This window comes from Sphingobacterium sp. UBA1498, from assembly GCF_002325125.1.
Lineage (GTDB): Bacteria > Bacteroidota > Bacteroidia > Sphingobacteriales > Sphingobacteriaceae > Sphingobacterium.
The window spans coordinates 16,723-32,885 of record NZ_DCRG01000013.1; the positions used below are offsets into that span (position 1 = coordinate 16,723).

The 16,163-nt window shown below is 39.2% G+C and carries 14 protein-coding genes; 8 read left to right on the forward strand and 6 right to left on the reverse strand.

Going from position 1 to position 16,163, the window contains the following annotated elements; translation table 11 throughout:
- The first annotated feature begins 87 nt into the window (after positions 1–87).
- From B3139_RS08555 to B3139_RS08565, 3 genes are all read left to right on the forward strand, one after another.
- The gene (locus B3139_RS08555) at positions 88–1,401 is read left to right on the forward strand and encodes a murein hydrolase activator EnvC family protein (protein WP_293881875.1); all 1,314 of its coding nucleotides are present in this window, start codon (positions 88–90) and stop codon (positions 1,399–1,401) included.
- 92 nt (positions 1,402–1,493) lie between these two features.
- Positions 1,494–1,691: a twin-arginine translocase TatA/TatE family subunit gene (gene tatA / locus B3139_RS08560; protein WP_209581473.1), complete on the forward strand. Its 198-nt coding sequence runs from the start codon at positions 1,494–1,496 to the stop codon at positions 1,689–1,691.
- A gap of 185 nt (positions 1,692–1,876) precedes the next feature.
- Positions 1,877–3,343: a LysM peptidoglycan-binding domain-containing protein gene (locus tag B3139_RS08565; protein ID WP_293881912.1), complete on the forward strand. Its 1,467-nt coding sequence runs from the start codon at positions 1,877–1,879 to the stop codon at positions 3,341–3,343.
- 9 nt (positions 3,344–3,352) lie between these two features.
- On the opposite strand, the gene B3139_RS08570 is transcribed toward B3139_RS08565, so the two are convergent.
- Positions 3,353–3,865, reverse strand: coding sequence for a phosphoribosyltransferase family protein (locus B3139_RS08570; protein ID WP_209581480.1), 513 nt, complete (start codon positions 3,863–3,865; stop codon positions 3,353–3,355).
- A 107-nt stretch (positions 3,866–3,972) separates the two neighbouring features.
- Complete coding sequence (locus B3139_RS08575; RefSeq protein ID WP_209581483.1) at positions 3,973–4,554, reverse strand: C40 family peptidase; 582 nt, start codon at positions 4,552–4,554, stop codon at positions 3,973–3,975.
- A 535-nt stretch (positions 4,555–5,089) separates the two neighbouring features.
- Between B3139_RS08575 and thrA the strand changes: the two genes are divergently transcribed.
- The 5 genes from thrA to B3139_RS08600 all read left to right on the forward strand — a co-directional run bounded on the left by thrA (position 5,090) and on the right by B3139_RS08600 (position 12,636).
- Positions 5,090–7,537 (forward strand): bifunctional aspartate kinase/homoserine dehydrogenase I, encoded by a 2,448-nt coding sequence (gene thrA / locus B3139_RS08580; protein ID WP_293881919.1) that lies wholly within the window; start codon positions 5,090–5,092, stop codon positions 7,535–7,537.
- 87 nt (positions 7,538–7,624) lie between these two features.
- A complete protein-coding gene (locus B3139_RS08585; RefSeq protein WP_293882015.1) occupies positions 7,625–8,581 on the forward strand; it encodes a homoserine kinase in 957 nt (318 codons plus the stop codon).
- Positions 8,582–8,714: 133 nt separating this feature from the next.
- Complete coding sequence (thrC, locus tag B3139_RS08590; RefSeq protein WP_293881921.1) at positions 8,715–10,022, forward strand: threonine synthase; 1,308 nt, start codon at positions 8,715–8,717, stop codon at positions 10,020–10,022.
- A gap of 163 nt (positions 10,023–10,185) precedes the next feature.
- The gene (locus B3139_RS08595; RefSeq protein WP_293881923.1) at positions 10,186–11,373 is read left to right on the forward strand and encodes a class I SAM-dependent rRNA methyltransferase; all 1,188 of its coding nucleotides are present in this window, start codon (positions 10,186–10,188) and stop codon (positions 11,371–11,373) included.
- Between the two features lie 66 nt (positions 11,374–11,439).
- The gene (locus tag B3139_RS08600) at positions 11,440–12,636 is read left to right on the forward strand and encodes an MFS transporter (RefSeq protein WP_209581493.1); all 1,197 of its coding nucleotides are present in this window, start codon (positions 11,440–11,442) and stop codon (positions 12,634–12,636) included.
- Positions 12,637–12,716: 80 nt separating this feature from the next.
- On the opposite strand, the gene B3139_RS08605 is transcribed toward B3139_RS08600, so the two are convergent.
- The 4 genes from B3139_RS08605 to B3139_RS08620 all read right to left on the reverse strand — a co-directional run bounded on the left by B3139_RS08605 (position 12,717) and on the right by B3139_RS08620 (position 16,152).
- Positions 12,717–13,478, reverse strand: coding sequence for an SGNH/GDSL hydrolase family protein (locus B3139_RS08605; RefSeq protein ID WP_293881927.1), 762 nt, complete (start codon positions 13,476–13,478; stop codon positions 12,717–12,719).
- A 52-nt stretch (positions 13,479–13,530) separates the two neighbouring features.
- Positions 13,531–14,718, reverse strand: a complete 1,188-nt coding sequence (locus B3139_RS08610; protein ID WP_293881928.1) for an aspartate aminotransferase family protein — start codon at positions 14,716–14,718, stop codon at positions 13,531–13,533.
- Between the two features lie 61 nt (positions 14,719–14,779).
- On the reverse strand, positions 14,780–15,199 hold the full coding sequence (locus tag B3139_RS08615) for a hypothetical protein (RefSeq protein ID WP_293881930.1): 420 nt from the start codon (positions 15,197–15,199) through the stop codon (positions 14,780–14,782).
- The gene (locus B3139_RS08620; protein ID WP_293881932.1) at positions 15,199–16,152 is read right to left on the reverse strand and encodes a hypothetical protein; all 954 of its coding nucleotides are present in this window, start codon (positions 16,150–16,152) and stop codon (positions 15,199–15,201) included. Before B3139_RS08620 ends, B3139_RS08615 begins: the two co-directional genes overlap by 1 nt.
- Between the last annotated feature and the right edge of the window lie 11 nt (positions 16,153–16,163).

The window sequence follows — 16,163 nt, forward strand, 5'->3', positions numbered from 1 at the left end:
ATTTATTACTTTCGCAATTAGTTTGCTAAAGTAGGATATGAAGTGATAAGTTAGAAAGATGGCAAACACAAAAAAATAGTACTGTAAATGAACTTTAAAAAGACAATACTTGGTATAGCTGTTTTCCTATTCATGATTGGGATTTCATCGGCGCAAACTAGAGCTGAACTTGAAAAGCAACGTGAGAAGCTCAATCGTGAAATTGCTGAATTACAAAATACGGTCAAAGAAATTGCAAAAGAAAAATCATTGACCCAACAACAAGTGACAGCATTGAGTAAGCAGATTAATTTGCGCGAGCAGAAGATAAATACCATTACTTCCGAAGTAGCTGTGATTAATAGACATATTAATGCCAATACGGCTGCAGTGAGTAAATTAAAGGCTGAATTGGAGAAGATGAAACGTGACTATGAGAAAATGGTTATGTTTGCTTTCAGAAATCGGAATGCATACAATAAATTGATGTTTATTTTTGCATCGAAAGATTTCAATCAAGGGTTTAGAAGAGTAAAATATTTACAACAGTTCAACGATTCTAGAAAGCTGAAAGCTGCCGACATCGAAAATACCAAGAAGCAGATTGAACAGAAAATTGCTCAGTTGCAAGCTGACCGCAACAAACAGGTTGCTTTAATGAAAGAGCAGGAAAATGAGAAGAGAACCATATCGCAACAAAGATCCGTTTATTCAGGGCAATTAAGTGAATTGATCGTTACAGAGCGTGGCGTGAAAAAAGATATTACGCAAAAACAAAAAGAGGAGCGTCGTATCAATGCAGCCATTAAGGAAATCATTAGAAGGGAGATTGAGGCTGAACGTCGCCGGGCTGAGGCTGCGCGCCGTGCGGCTGAAGCTGCAGCTGAGCGAAATCGTAAAGCAAATGAGCCTACAACGAATACAAAAAATAAAAATGCCGCAAGTTCAAAAAGCAGCAATACTGCGCGAAAATCAGATTCTGAGATCTTGCGCAGCACACCGGAAGCTGTTAAACTTTCGAATGATTTTAGATCTAATCGCGGTAGTTTACCTTGGCCTGTTTCCAATGCGAAGATCATGCAAGAGTTTGGTTCAGAAAGTGTTGGTAGAAACGTCAATTGGGATCATGAGACGGTTAAAATTCAAACGTCGAGCGGTGCAGCTGTGAAAGCAGTATTTAATGGAGAAGTGTTAAGTATAGTTTCAATGATGGGACAGCGTATTGTCATGATTAAACATGGGGAATACTTTACAGTGTATATGAATTTGGCAGGTGTAAATGTTTCAAAAGGACAAAAAATAAGCACAGGACAAACCATAGGAACAGCTGATGTCGACTCAGATACTGGGGTTCCGATGGTAGAGTTTTCTGTGTTACAGGGAACGACACCACTTAACCCGATGTCATGGTTGGCTAGATAAGAAATAATTACTATATTTAATAATTATCCTTACATTTGTAAGGAGAGCGAGAAATTTAGTTTAAAAGAATTGAAAAACAAGAAATTATAGTTATGTCAACATCATTATTAATCATGGGAATCGGGGGGCAAGAGTTAATTGTCATTGTAGTAATATTGTTACTATTATTTGGTGGCAAGAAGATTCCCGAATTGATGCGCGGGTTGGGTAAGGGCGTTAAGGAATTTAAAGATGGCCAAAAAGAGGACTCTCCAACAGAGAAAAAAACTGAGGTAGAAGATAATAAATAAGGGAAGTTTAGATCCCATTATAGCATGGATACGATTTTGCGAGGAGCAAAATCGTATTTTGTTTTATACTCGACCTAAAGCTGAATAGGGCGAAAACCATATTTATACTAAAACCCATTTCTAAGCGTTTAGATTATTGTTGATTTTTCAGTAGATCAATCAAACTCGGATTTAACAGTAAATTTATGATCGGAAAACAGGCGTTAATTTCATTACTAGGAGGGGTATGCTTTGTGCTGCCACTTAAGGCCCAAGAAAGCGCTGTAGAAGGTATGAAAGAAGCAGCTCAAAACTTCTTTCAAAAAAGCATCGAAAAGGAAAAACAGGAGATTTACCAATACCTAGATAGTATAAAATCTACGGGGAATAATGGACAGCAGCATTCGGAAATAACAGACGAAGATATACAGCTGGTTCGGAAATTGAAGGCAATAGAACGAGAGGTCCCACTAGACTACTCGCCTCGAGTGAAAGAGCTGGTGGCGAAATACACCTCAGACAATTATAATCCTTATATGTGTAGAATGATGGGATTAGGACAATACTATTTTCCATTGTTTGATAAAATTTTGGATGAGGTCGGTGTGCCACGCGAACTCAAATACCTTAGTGTAGTTGAATCATCCCTAAATCCGCGCGATATTTCCAGTGCAGGAGCGACAGGTTTATGGCAGTTAATGTATTACGAAGCCAAAACTTATCACCTTACAGTAGACAGTTATACCGACCAGCGTATGGATCCGATCGCCTCCAGCTATGCAATCGCAAAGATTTTAAAAGAGGCTTATGAGAAATACGGCGATTGGCTATTAGCGATAGCATCCTATAACGGCGGTAAAGGAGCTGTTAGCCGTGCAATTCAGCGCTCAGGAAAGGAGAAGGCAACTTTTTGGGATGTTGCACCTTATTTGACACAACAAACTCAAAACTATATCCCGAAATTTATCGCTATGACCTATGCGATGAAGTATGCAGATGAAAATAATATCAATGCGGCAGATACCGAACTTTCATTAAGAACGCAGATCTTGGATATCAATAAGCGGATATCATTGAACCAAATAGCAGATGCATTACAGGTGTCTAAAGAAACATTACGCGCATTAAATCCTAGTTTTAAGAAGAATGTATTAAATGGTACCGAGGATGCCCCATTGCGGTTAGTGTTACCTGTAGTGGACAAGAAAATTGCTACAGAAGAGTTGTATGCAGCACTTAATACGCCAGTCGCCCCGTCAAATGCAATCCAAAATGAAAACATAGTGCAGACCCTACTCAATGGAAAGTATAAAGTGAAAGTTGGCGAAACATTCGCTTCCATTGCTGATAAGTTTGACGTGACAGTTCAGGATATAAAATCCTGGAATAATCTGCGCGGCAATCAAATTGTTCCTGGACAAAACCTAATAATAAAAAAGAAGGATGATTTTGTAAATACAAAATTAGCCCGTAATACAGAACGATCTGCAAAGAAAAGCCAGCAGCATGTAGCCAACACCACACGTACAGCTTACTATGTCGTAAAGAAAGGCGATACATTATCTGAGATTGCAGATAAAAATGGTACTTCAGTGGGCCGGCTTAAAAGTGAAAACGATTTGAGCGGAAACCGGATAAAACCAGGTATGAAATTGAAAGTCTCAAAAAAATAACAGCATGGTTTAAATTAACCATGCTGCATCCTCTTCATTGTCAAATTCTTCGAGCGTAACAGTTACGTGCTCCCGTAATATCGTAGAAAGCTTTGTACCATAGTAATCGCTAAATATTGGGAACTTATGGTGACTTCTATCAATTAATACAGCAGTTCTCATTTTTTTTAACGGTACATTCAAAAATACACCCAGCCCATAAGCTAGTGCCCTGCCACTATTGAGTACATCGTCAACAAGGATAATCGTCTTGTCTTTTGCAATGTCAACAGCTAAGTCTGTGTTTGCGCTTAATGACCTGCTGGTCTTCTTCATTGTGACCTTAATCAATAGAATCTCTTTGTCTGAAATGTCCTGCAAAATTGCTTGAAGACGTTGAGCAAATACATAGCCCCGGTCAGCAATACCTACCAATACGAGCGTTTCATCTTCAAAATTGTCTTCCAATATTTGATAGGCAATCCGAATAGATTTTTGTTTTATTTGTTCTTTATTTAAGATGAGGGTTTTCTTTGAAGACATAATAGTATTTCCAATGATTATTGGGTAAAAATAGGATATTATATTGTATAAAAAAAGTCCAAAACGAGTTAAACGCTTTGGACTTTCAGAGAGTGAATCTAATCCTATTAATTCAATTTATTATCTTTTTCTGCTTTGATTATCTCCGCAGTAAGCGTTCTATTATCTTCTGGTAAACGACCTCCATTGTAGTAATAACGTCGCCAGTATGGCTCATCTAGGTTGCTGATCATGACACCTTTACTAGAAGATGCATGTGCAAATTTATTATCTCCGATATAAACCCCTACATGGGTAATACTTCTACTTCTAATTTTGAAGAATACCAAATCACCAGCTTTAAGTTCATTCTTTTCGACAGTTTTTACTTGAGAGTACTGATTTCTGCTATTATACCCCAGCGATGTGTTGAACACTTTGTCGTATAATTCGTAAGAAAATTTTGAACAATCAATGCCTCTCTTTGAATCTCCTCCTAAACGGTAAGGAGTACCTAGCCATTCATAAACAAATTGATAAAGTTTGGTGTTTGTGGTTGCTGATACTGCAACTCCCATGATTTGTGAAAAGTATTCCTTCGCTAAGTTGTCAGGATCTGATTCTGGTTTGGAGTTTCTGTTGGTTTGTGCCTGCGACACTAGACATAAGCCGATAAATAGCATTGACGCTATAAATTTCTTTGTTTTCATTAAATCGCTTTTTTGTACAACATTTAACTTTTAAAAATTGAATACTGTCATCTATTTTGGACAGCACTGTTGCGAATATAATACAATAACAGTTTAAGGTCAAATTTATTTTCACGTATTTAACGAAATTTTAACAATTTTAACATCTTCAAAGATGTATTTATACTTGTTAAGAACGATTTTATCTGGTGCGTTTCCGTATTTATTAAGGACAGCACCTACGCTATTTTAGCGTACTTATGTGATGATAAAATACCACCTCAATGAGGTTACTATTGTGAATCTTAAAAAAAATATTAATTTTCTTTGGTAAAGTGATAATATTTGTTCTATATTTACAGAACATAATTAAAAGCAATGAACACAACTTCAATTATTACGTCGATTATTATTACCACCGGGATAAGACTCAGGAGGAAGTAGTTTCGTTGTATATAATTGTAGACACAATATTTAGAAGCGCTTTCCTCAAAACAGGAAAGCGCTTCTTTTTTTATCGTAAAATCATCAATCTAAACAAACAGTATAAAGTAGCATGAAAGTTTTAAAATTTGGAGGCACATCAGTCGGTACAGTAGAAAGCTTAAAGGCAGTCCTGGGCATCGTGAAAAAATCTTATGATGCAAAGGAAAAACCGTTGGTTGTGTTGTCAGCTATGTCGGGTGTGACAAATTTGCTTACGCAGTTAGCTGAGGACGCTGCAGAAGGAAAATCCTTTTCAGAGGGACTGAAATCCTTGGAAGATAGGCATTTTACAGTAGTGAAAGAACTTCTGGCTGTGAAATATCAAAATCCTGTATTTACAAAGCTGAAATTATTTTTTAATGAAATAGAAGATCTTCTTCAAGGAATTTTTGCACTAAAAGAGCTGAGCTATCAAAGCAAAGATTTGATATTAAGCTACGGCGAGCGTTGTTCGAATTATATGGTATCTAAAGTGATGGAACAATATGTTCCAGAATCATTATTTGTGGATGCTTCTCACTATGTGAAAACTGATTCGAACTTTGGTAATGCGCATTTAAATGAAACATTGACCGAGCAATTGGTGAAATCACTATACATATCACATGGCGATAAATTATTATTTGTGACGGGTTTTATCGGTAGTAACGAAAACGGTCGTATTACCACTCTAGGAAGAGGCGGTTCAGATTATACAGCAGCTATCTTCGGATCCATATTAAACGCGGCAGCTATTGAAATTTGGACAGACGTAAATGGCATGTTGACCGCGGATCCACGCATTGTAAAAAAAGCTTTTTCTTTACCTGTTTTATCATATACCGAGGCCATGGAATTGTCTTACTTTGGTGCTAAGGTGATTTATCCTCCTACCATGATCCCTGCTTTCTTGAAGAAAATTCCGATTGTTATTAGAAATACCTTTGAGCCTGATTTCTCCGGAACCGTCATTCAGTTTGATAGCGGCAAAACAGCGCTACCAATAAAAGGAATTTCCTCTATATCGGATATTTCGGTTATCAATCTAAGTGGTTCAGGCATGATCGGCAAGTCGGGCTTTAGCGGAAGGCTTTTTACTTTATTGGCTAGAGAGCAAATCAATGTTGTGTTAATTACGCAGTCATCTTCCGAACATAGCATCACATTTGCTGTAAACCCATCTGACGCCAAACGCGCGATACAATTAATCGAAGTGGAGTTTGAATTGGAGATCCAAGCCAATAAGCTCATCGTTCCAGCGATTGAAGATAACCTTTCAGTCTTGGCCATCGTTGGCGAAAATATGAAAAAGACACCTGGTATGTCCGGTCGATTATTTGCCGCGCTAGGGAGGAATGGCATTAACGTTCGCGCTATAGCACAGGGCTCATCTGAATACAATATATCTGTTATTATAGGTAAGGAAGATCTGGCGAAGGCGCTTAACGCTGTACACGACGCTTTTTTTGCCGAGCTAAAGAAAACCCTTCATGTGTTTAATATTGGTACGGGCAACATCGGCGCAACTTTATTTAAACAGCTGGAAAGTCAACATGATTTCCTACTGGATAAAAACGATATCGAAATTAAAGTCGTCGGAATTTCGAATAGCCGTAAGATGCTTTTTAATACCGAAGGTGTTGATTTAAATAATTGGTCTAATGAACTCGACAGAAATGGAACTGAATCAGACTTGGCCTTGTTTATTGAACGTATGAAGGCACTCAATCTGCCAAACTGTGTTTTTATAGATAATACCGCGAGCAAATTACCAGCTACCTATTATGAAGACATCTTTAAATCCAATATTTCGATCGTCACCTGCAATAAAATTGCGAACTCAGGTAAGTATGAGCAATATAAAACACTACGCGATACCGCTCATCGACACGGTGTGGACTTTTTTTATGAGACAAACGTAGGCGCGGGACTACCTATCGTCCGCGTACTCAAAGACTTGATGTTGAGTGGTGATCGTATTGTCAAGATAGAGGCTATTTTATCTGGAACAATCTCGTATATCTTCAACAATTTTAAAGCTGATGCTTCTTTTTATGATGTTGTTAAACAGGCACAGGAACTAGGCTATACTGAACCAGATCCAAGGGACGACTTAGGCGGTATAGATTTTATGCGTAAAATGCTCATATTAGCTAGGGATGCCGGATATCCTGTGGAAGCCGAGGACGTAGACCTGGGTTCAATACTTCCGCCGGCATGTTTGAAAGCTGAATCCGTAGATGCGTTTTACGCAGAATTGCAGCGCGAAAATGACTATTTCGAAGGCATGAAGAAGAAAGCTGAAGATGAAAATAAAGTAATACGCTACATCGGAAAATTGGAAAATGGAAAAGTATCCATTGCGATTCAGTTTGTTGATGAAAACCACCCTTTCTATGCATTATCGGGTAGTGACAATATTATATCATTTACAACAGAGCGCTATAAAGAACGTCCTTTAGTAGTAAAAGGTCCGGGGGCTGGGGCTGAAGTAACAGCTGCGGGTGTATTTGCCGATTTAGTCAATGTTGGAGCATAAAAACGATTCAAGGAAAATAACAATTACATGATGGCTAATAATTTAAATGTAGAGTATCTGAAAGATAAGATTGTAAATTTAGACAGCATGCTGTCCGAAGTTCGTGTCTTTGCACCTGCAACTGTCGCCAATATGATCTGTGGTTTTGACATACTGGGCTTTGCGGTTGAGGCGCCAGGCGACGAGGTGGTCATGCGGCGCACTACACAACCCGGGGTAACTATTCGTAAAATAACAGGCGACGATGGAAGATTGCCCCTTGATCCAGGTAAAAATACCGTTTCTGCCTGCGTTCAGTATTTATTACAGGCTCTGAATATTTCTTCAAAGGTCGGTGTGGAAATTGAATTACATAAACATATGCCTATCGGATCGGGTTTAGGTTCTAGCGCAGCCAGCACCGTGGCAGGGCTTTTTGCCATCAATGCCATGCTGGGTAACCCCTTGACAAAAGAAGAATTATTGCCATTCTGTGTCGAAGGCGAGCGCTTGGCCTGTGGTACGGGACATGCTGATAATGTGGCACCAGCACTCTATGGAGGCATAACGCTAATTCGGGGAAATGAACCTTTGGATGTGATTTCCATTCCTTCGCCTAAAGAACTCGTTGCTGCAGTCGTTTTTCCACAGGTCGATGTTCCCACACGCGACGCTAGACAACTTATTAAAGATAAAGTACTATTAAAAGACGCTGTCACCCAGTGGGGTAATATCGCGGGATTGGTAGCTGCTTTGTTCAAAGAAGATTATGATCTCCTTGCGCGAAGCATGAAAGACGTTCTTATCGAACCGACGCGAGCTATTTTAATCCCTCAATTTTATGAAATGAAAGAGATTGCTCTAAAACACGGTGCCTTAAGTTTCGGTATTTCTGGCTCTGGACCATCAGTTGTGGCAATAACACGAGACGAGAAAATAGCAGAGGATATCGCAGACAAAATTCAAACTCATCTCAAAGAAAATGAAATTGATAGTTTTGGATACGTTTCCCGTGTCAATGTAGAAGGCCCCCGAATATTAGATCAAAAGTTATTTACAGCATAGCGGTCTATCAAATCTAAGGTTAATTCATATTTACCTCTTAAAAAGATAACAAAGTGAAATATCCATGTGAAAATATCAATTCAAATTAAAACGGGATGTTTCATATGGCCTTAAAAAAAAAAGAATATTACATATGAAATTTTATAGCACAAATAATAAAACATTAGAAGTTTCCTTTAAAGATGCGGTCTTCAATTCGCTACCAGCAGACAAAGGGTTGTATATGCCGGAAGCGATCCCTCAATTGGATCCATTATTTATTAAGAATATTCAGCAGCATTCTTTACAGGAGATTGCATTTGAAGTCGCTTACACGCTCTTGAGGGATGATATTCCCAAAGAAGATTTAAAACAAATCGTGAACGACGCGATTAACTTTGATGCTCCCGTAAAATTCTTGACCGACAGCACAGCTGTGCTCGAACTTTTCCATGGACCTTCTTACGCCTTTAAGGATTTTGGTGCCCGGTTTATGAGCAGAGTGATGGGTTATTTTTCGAAGACGGATGATAAATTACTGGATGTGCTTGTTGCGACATCTGGCGATACTGGTGGAGCTGTTGCCTTGGGATTTTTGGGTGTTGAGGGAACGCGTGTAACCATCTTATACCCCAAAGGTAAAGTGTCCGAGGTTCAGGAATTACAATTGACTACGAATGGACAAAACATTCGTGCAATTGAAGTGGAAGGTACATTTGACGATTGCCAGGCATTAGTGAAACAGGCTTTCAATGATCCCGAACTGAATGCTGTCTTACGGTTGACTTCAGCTAATTCAATTAATATAGCACGATTGATCCCGCAGACATTCTATTACTTTTATGCGTATGCGCAATTAAAGTCGCAAGGAATCAATGAGGTCGTATTTACAGTACCGAGTGGTAATTTTGGTAATATTGGGGCAGGCCTATTAGCTTATAAGATGGGGCTACCTGTCAAACATTTTGTTGCGGCAACAAATGTAAATGATACCGTACCTAGATTTCTTTCATCAGGCAAATATGAACCGCTGCCTTCAGTACAAACATTGAGCAATGCAATGGATGTCGGAAACCCGAGCAACTGGGTTCGTATACAGGATATCTTTGGAGGAGATGTGGACGAATTAAAAAGTATGTTATCTTCTTATACTTTTACAGACGAAGAAACAGAAAGAGGAATGCAGAAGTTATTTAAAGAATCGAACTATATCGCCTGTCCACATACAGCAATCGCATGGCTTGGCGCTCGTGCCTATGCAAATGAGTATCCTGGTCACTATGCTTCGGTTTTCTTATCTACTGCTCATCCCTGCAAATTCCCTGATGCAATCGCTGTAGATGTGTTTGAAAAGATAGTTCTGCCTAAAGGAGCAGAAGCTTTGCAAGGAAAGGAAAAGTTAGCTGAACCTTTAAAAGTCGATTTTGAAGCATTCAAAAAATATCTAATCAACCATAATTAAATGCTGGGGGCTCCTTTCGGAGCCCTTTTTGCTTTCATTCACAAATAGCGGTTCTTTTACACGGAAGGAATAATTTAAAAAAAGTATGACGTGTTGACAAAGAGCGAGGTTTTATCCAGAAAGTTTCGTCATGATGTCGAATTAATACGTTAATTTTGCAGTAATGAAATCAGTTTATTTGAATAAGGGTAAGGATAAAGCTGCGTGGCAATTGCATCCTTGGGTATTTTCTGGAGCAATTAAATCATTGTCCGATAAAATTGAGGATGGCGAAGTTGTTGGTGTTTACAATGCTGAACGTGAATTTATTGCCTATGGGCTATTTCACAATAGCTCGCGCGTGGCCATTCGTTTGTTAGAATGGAATCCTCAAGTGCCGATTGATGCAGCGTGGTGGCGTTCACGCGTCCAAAAGGCTGTTGCGGCACGACAGCACCTATTACAGAAAGACGTGACGAATACTGTTCGTCTAATCTTTGCTGAAGCAGATTTTCTTCCTGGACTTATTGCAGATAAATATGCAGATTTTATATCTATTCAGGTTCACGCAGTTGGACTTGAAAAAGTTAAATCAATTATTATCGACGAATTGAATGCTTTGCTACAGCCAAAAGGAATTTATGAACGTAGCGATCTGAAATCCCGTGAACATGAGGGACTACCCGACACCAATGGGCTTTTGTATGGAGAACTTCCACCAGAATTTGTTGACGTTGTCGAAAATGGTATCCATTATAAGGTGAACATTATTGATGGACAAAAATCCGGATTCTATTGCGACCAACGAGAAAACCGTCAGCTGACAGCTAACTACGTTTCTAATAAGCGAGTCCTGGATTGTTTTTGCTATTCTGGTGGCTTTACATTGAATAGTCTGAAAAACGGGGCATCAGAAGTCATTTCCGTAGATAGCTCTGCGCTGGCTATTGAAACCCTAGAAAAGAATATTGTTGAAAATGGATTTGAACCCAGTCGACATAAAGCAATATTGGCGGATGTAAACAAGCAATTATGCAAATTCATCGATGCGGGTGAAAAATTTGATATGATAGTCTTAGACCCGCCTAAGTATGCACCATCACGATCAGCCTTGGAAAGAGCATCTCGAGCTTACAAAGATCTGAACCGCCGTGGATTGATGTTGTTAAATAGTGGTGGTTTGTTAGCAACCTTTTCTTGTTCAGGCGCGATGGATATGGATACCTTCAAACAAGTGCTTGCTTGGGCAGCGTTGGATGCAGGTAAGGAAATTCAGTTTATCAGACAGTTTCATCAACCTGAGGACCATCCTGTGCGGGCCTCTTTTCCCGAAGGAGAATATCTGAAAGGATTGTTGGTCCGCGTGTTATAATTTATTACATGAAGATAATTTGGGTTGGTTTGCGAAAACCAACCTTTTTAATTTTTGAACAACGTCATGATACAAGAAAAATCGAGTAGACCTATCTTTTCTATTTTATTTGCCGTAAGCATGGTGCACCTTTTGAATGACATGATTCAGGGAGTGATACCAGCGACATATCCCTTGCTCAAAGAAGAACATCATCTGAGCTTTTCGCAGGTTGGAATGATCACAATGGTTTATCAGATAGCAGCATCAATATTCCAGCCTGTTGTGGGCTCATTTACAGACAAACATCCTGTTCCATATTCGCAGATTATCGGAATGTCTTTTTCTCTCCTTGGTATGCTTTTATTTTCAAAAGCAAATAGTTATGAATGGATCTTATGTTCAGTCTTTCTCGTTGGGGTTGGATCCTCAATTTTTCATCCCGAGTCGTCTCGCGTCGCTTACATGGCGTCAGGTGGAAGAAGGAGTATGGCACAATCTATTTTTCAGATCGGCGGAAATGCAGGGACAGCTATGGCCCCAATTATTGTCGCTTTTTTGATTTTACCGAGAGGGCAGCAGGCAATCGCATGGATGTGCCTATTCACAATCATTGGCCAATTTATATCTTATTATATCGGAAGTTGGTATAAAGAAAGGCTTCGAAATACAGCTAAATCTACCAAGCGAGCGATACGCGTGCCAGATTTACCCAATGGGCGGATCGTCATGACTGTGATTATCCTCCTATTGTTGATCGTATCAAAATATTTCTATATCGCCAGTATCACAAATTACTTTCAGTTTTATACCATTAAAAAATTTGGGATTAGTGAAGTAGAAGCCCAGGTTTATCTCTTTTATTTTCTTATTGCAGTTGCTGTCGGAACCCTATTAGGAGGAGCATTCGGCGATCGATTTGGCCGAAAATATGTTATCTGGTTTTCTGTATTGGGTGTTGCACCATTTGCATTGGCTTTACCCTACGTAGGACTTACCATGACGGGGATATTGATCGTCATGATCGGATTAATTTTATCATCAGCTTTTCCAGCGATTATTGTTTATGCACAGGAGCTATTGCCGAAAAAACTAGGCATGGTTTCCGGTTTATTTTACGGCTTTGCATTTGGAATGGGCGGAATAGGATCAGCTGTGCTAGGCTGGCAGGCAGATCACACTTCTATCGAGTTTATTTATCACTTATGTTCTTATCTTCCTTTGATCGGTATTGTAGCTTATTTTCTTCCCGATCTACAAAAAACGCAATACAAAGAGATTTAAACTTGAAAATAAACAATAGCAATTGTGTCGTCTGTTAAAAATAGCGAGCGAATATCCAGTACGATATCCGCTCGCTATTTTTATTTAATGCATTCCATCCAGGCGGATGCCATCATCTGTGCCCCAGCAAGTGTGGGGTGAACTCCATCTGCCGCCCAGTAGGCACCAGGAGCATTCTTTTGAGCATTATCAAATATTTTTTGATAGGGAATTAAGATTCCCCCAAATTCTTTTGCTATTTCACGGGCAGATTCTTGATAAGCCAAGAACTTTGGATACCAAGCATCAGTAATATGGCCCACCCCTTTGACCGCAAAGGGTTCTCCAATGATCAGTTTGACATTGGGAAGCTTTTGTAGCGTCTCCTGCAATAATTGTTGATATTGGGATTTATATTCATCAACTGTAGTTTGTGCGCCCCGATCAATCGTGCGCCAAAAGTCGTTTACACCAATCAAAATGCTTAATACTGTTGGTTTAATGGCCAATGTATCTTCCTGCCAACGCTTCTGTAGGTCCGGTACACGGTTGCCACTGATACCTGTATTATAAACTTTGAGGTTCTTTGCTGGATATTTATTTAAAAGTTGACTAGCGGCCAATAAAGCGTAACCGTGACCCAGCGCACCAGTGTCATTGGCATTTCTGTTATTCCTATCCCGACCCACATCTGTAATGGAGTCGCCCTGGAATAAAATAATGTCGTCGTTATTTAAACTTATTTTTGAGGCACTGGATGTTGATTCATGGGCGAAAACTTCGTTTCCTAGTAAACTGGCGCCACTCAAAAGACCGGTGCCAATGATACTTTTCTTGATAAATGATCTGCGGTTCGTATTCATTATTAGGTTTTTGTTTATTATGAGGATTTATTATGCTTAAAGTTACATACTTTTAAGCATACTTTTCCAAACCTTTTATAAGGATATTACACGCTTTTTCGATTTCAAGTTCTGTAATCGTCAATGGCGGAGCTACACGCAGGGCTGTTTCACAATGCAGATACCAATCAATCATTACCCCATTCTCAGCACAGTACCTGCTCACATTGTAAACCTGATCAAAAGAGTGCAATTGAAGACACATCATAAGACCTAATCCGCGAATTTCTTTGATCGCAGGATGTTTGAGCTTTTCTTTGAATAAAAGAGCTTTTCTTTCTACCTGCTCAACTAAATTTTCTGTTTTGATGACTGCTAACGAAGCCAGAGCTGCTGCACAACTCACAGGATGGCCACCAAAAGTCGTGATGTGCCCAAGCATAGGATTATCTTTAATAACATCCATAACTTCCTTTGCTGCAATAAAAGCCCCCAAGGGCATACCGCCGCCTATACCTTTGGCGAGCATCAAGATATCGGGAACAATACCAAAGTGTTCAAAAGCGAAAAGACGGCCTGTCCGGCCGAAGCCAGTTTGGATCTCATCAAAGATGAGTAAGGTACCAGTTTCATCACAGCGTCTTCTGACGGCTTGCATGTAAGCGATGTCTGGCACCCGAACACCAGCTTCCCCCTGAATAGCTTCGAGTATAACTGCAGCAGTTTGTTCGGTAATCTTTGTTAGGTCTTCCAGCTCATTAAACTCGATAAAATCTATTTCGGGTAGGAGAGGAGCATACGCTTTACGATACTCGTCGTTTCCGATCAGACTGAGTGCACCCTGTGTGCTGCCATGATAGGCTTTTTTTGCAGCTATAATCTGCCTACGGCCAGTATATTTCTTTGCTATTTTCATGGAACCCTCTACCGCTTCAGTTCCGCTGTTAGTGAAGTAAACAGATTGAAAATGAGCAGGGAGCTCTGCGAGTAATTCTGTTGCAAACTGCACTTGAGGAACCTGCACAAATTCACCATAAACGGTGACATGTAAGTATTTATCCAATTGTGATTTTATGGCCTCTAACACTTTTGGATGACGATGGCCTATATTGCTGACATTAAACCCGGAGACTAAATCCATATATTCTTCTCCATTGGGGCCATAAAGGTAAACACCTTCAGCCTTTACCACTTCAACCAATCTAGGAGAGCTAGATGTTTGAGCAGTATTCATTAAAAATAATTCTCTGTTGCTTAACATGATATTACAAATGTCCGAAAATAAAAAAGAAGTCTTTAAGACTTCTTTTCTATTTTTAAGATTATTTTCTTCTATTCTGCAGGGATTTGTAAAGATGTTCCCTAAATTCTTGCTCAACTTCGAAAAATTGCGATGCCCGCGCGTTGCCAATCACTTTGGCAAATTTAGCCCGGTATTCCTTTTTGATCTCCACTTCTTTCGCATCGTACTGTAATATATCTCTCGAACCATTTCTAAAGCTGTTTTTAGTAGCACCATTTAACTTTTCTTTTCTGATATCCCAAAGTGTTTGACTATACTCATTATAGAGTGGGAAGAATTGCTGAGCCTCTCTTGGCGTCAAATCTAGTTCTTTAGTAATGTAAGCTATTTTTTCATTTTCTATAGCTTGAAATCGATTTTTGTCTTGTGCAAAGCTCAAGGCAATAGAAAATATACTAAAGAACAATGTTATCCATATGTATTTTTTCTTGAACATCATTATAAGGTATAATTTAGATAATCTTCTATTTCTTGTTTAGATAAATTGCTGCCAAATCCATTAGTAGGGAGATTAGCTTCATCAGTATATTGGGACATATATATCATATCATCACCAGACGCTGACGCTGCAAGGTAATTGATGATTTCTTGCTTAGGAATTTCAGATAAATGCTGGCTCAGTTGCTCCTCTGTGATCCCATCTGCAGCAACAACATTTTGTTGTAGATATTGATAGCCCCAGTACCCCCCCATACTCAACATGGCCGCAAAAGATGCAGCGACAGCGTAACGAGCATACCATTTTTTTGGCCTGCCTATGCGATGGATAGGTGTAACATCTTTTTCAACCTCCTGTACAGCGTTAATAATTCGATCTGACAGATTCTCAAAATAATGTTGGGGTACATCAAAATTGGTAGTATCAACAGTTTCTTTTAATTTTTCTTCAGCAATACGCGATAAAATAGTCAATTCTAAGGTTTTCTCATGGTCAACTGGCGTCAAAAATCCATCTGTAAGAACTGTATCCTTCAATTCGTGTTCAGCTATACGTGAAAAAATAGAATTTTCAAGGACGTGGTTGTAATCATGAGGCATTGTAAAACCATCAGATGAAACTTTTTCTTTTAATGCGTCTTCTGAAATTTGGCTGAGAATAGATCCTGAAAGCTCAGAACTATAATTTTCAGGAATTTCGAAACCGTCCACTATGACTTGACTTTTTAAATTATCTTCCGCTATTTTACACACAATGACATCATAGAGATTGTCAAAATATCCTTCTGGAACCTCAAAGACGGTGTCTTTGCTTTCAACCAATTTGACTTGCGTAATTATTTTTGATTCTAGATCATTGAAATAATTTTCCGGTAAGTCAAATGGATTTTTACGCAACGATGCTGGAAGATTGTTAGGCTCCAGCCCATCATGATATGTGCCATTTTCCTTCATAGTATCTGTTA

Excerpts from the sequence above, each read along its gene's own strand:
- thrC (WP_293881921.1), top strand. The coding sequence starts at position 8,715 with ATGAAATTTTATAGCACAAATAATAAAACATTAGAAGTTTCCTTTAAA.
- B3139_RS08615 (WP_293881930.1), bottom strand. The coding sequence starts at position 15,199 with ATGATGTTCAAGAAAAAATACATATGGATAACATTGTTCTTTAGTATA.
- B3139_RS08575 (WP_209581483.1), bottom strand. The coding sequence starts at position 4,554 with ATGAAAACAAAGAAATTTATAGCGTCAATGCTATTTATCGGCTTATGT.
- B3139_RS08595 (WP_293881923.1), top strand. The coding sequence starts at position 10,186 with ATGAAATCAGTTTATTTGAATAAGGGTAAGGATAAAGCTGCGTGGCAA.
- B3139_RS08555 (WP_293881875.1), top strand. The coding sequence starts at position 88 with ATGAACTTTAAAAAGACAATACTTGGTATAGCTGTTTTCCTATTCATG.
- B3139_RS08565 (WP_293881912.1), top strand. The coding sequence starts at position 1,877 with ATGATCGGAAAACAGGCGTTAATTTCATTACTAGGAGGGGTATGCTTT.
- thrA (WP_293881919.1), top strand. The coding sequence starts at position 5,090 with ATGAAAGTTTTAAAATTTGGAGGCACATCAGTCGGTACAGTAGAAAGC.
- B3139_RS08585 (WP_293882015.1), top strand. The coding sequence starts at position 7,625 with ATGCTGTCCGAAGTTCGTGTCTTTGCACCTGCAACTGTCGCCAATATG.
- B3139_RS08620 (WP_293881932.1), bottom strand. The coding sequence starts at position 16,152 with ATGAAGGAAAATGGCACATATCATGATGGGCTGGAGCCTAACAATCTT.
- tatA (WP_209581473.1), top strand. The coding sequence starts at position 1,494 with ATGTCAACATCATTATTAATCATGGGAATCGGGGGGCAAGAGTTAATT.
- B3139_RS08605 (WP_293881927.1), bottom strand. The coding sequence starts at position 13,478 with ATGAATACGAACCGCAGATCATTTATCAAGAAAAGTATCATTGGCACC.
- B3139_RS08600 (WP_209581493.1), top strand. The coding sequence starts at position 11,440 with ATGATACAAGAAAAATCGAGTAGACCTATCTTTTCTATTTTATTTGCC.
- B3139_RS08610 (WP_293881928.1), bottom strand. The coding sequence starts at position 14,718 with ATGTTAAGCAACAGAGAATTATTTTTAATGAATACTGCTCAAACATCT.
- B3139_RS08570 (WP_209581480.1), bottom strand. The coding sequence starts at position 3,865 with ATGTCTTCAAAGAAAACCCTCATCTTAAATAAAGAACAAATAAAACAA.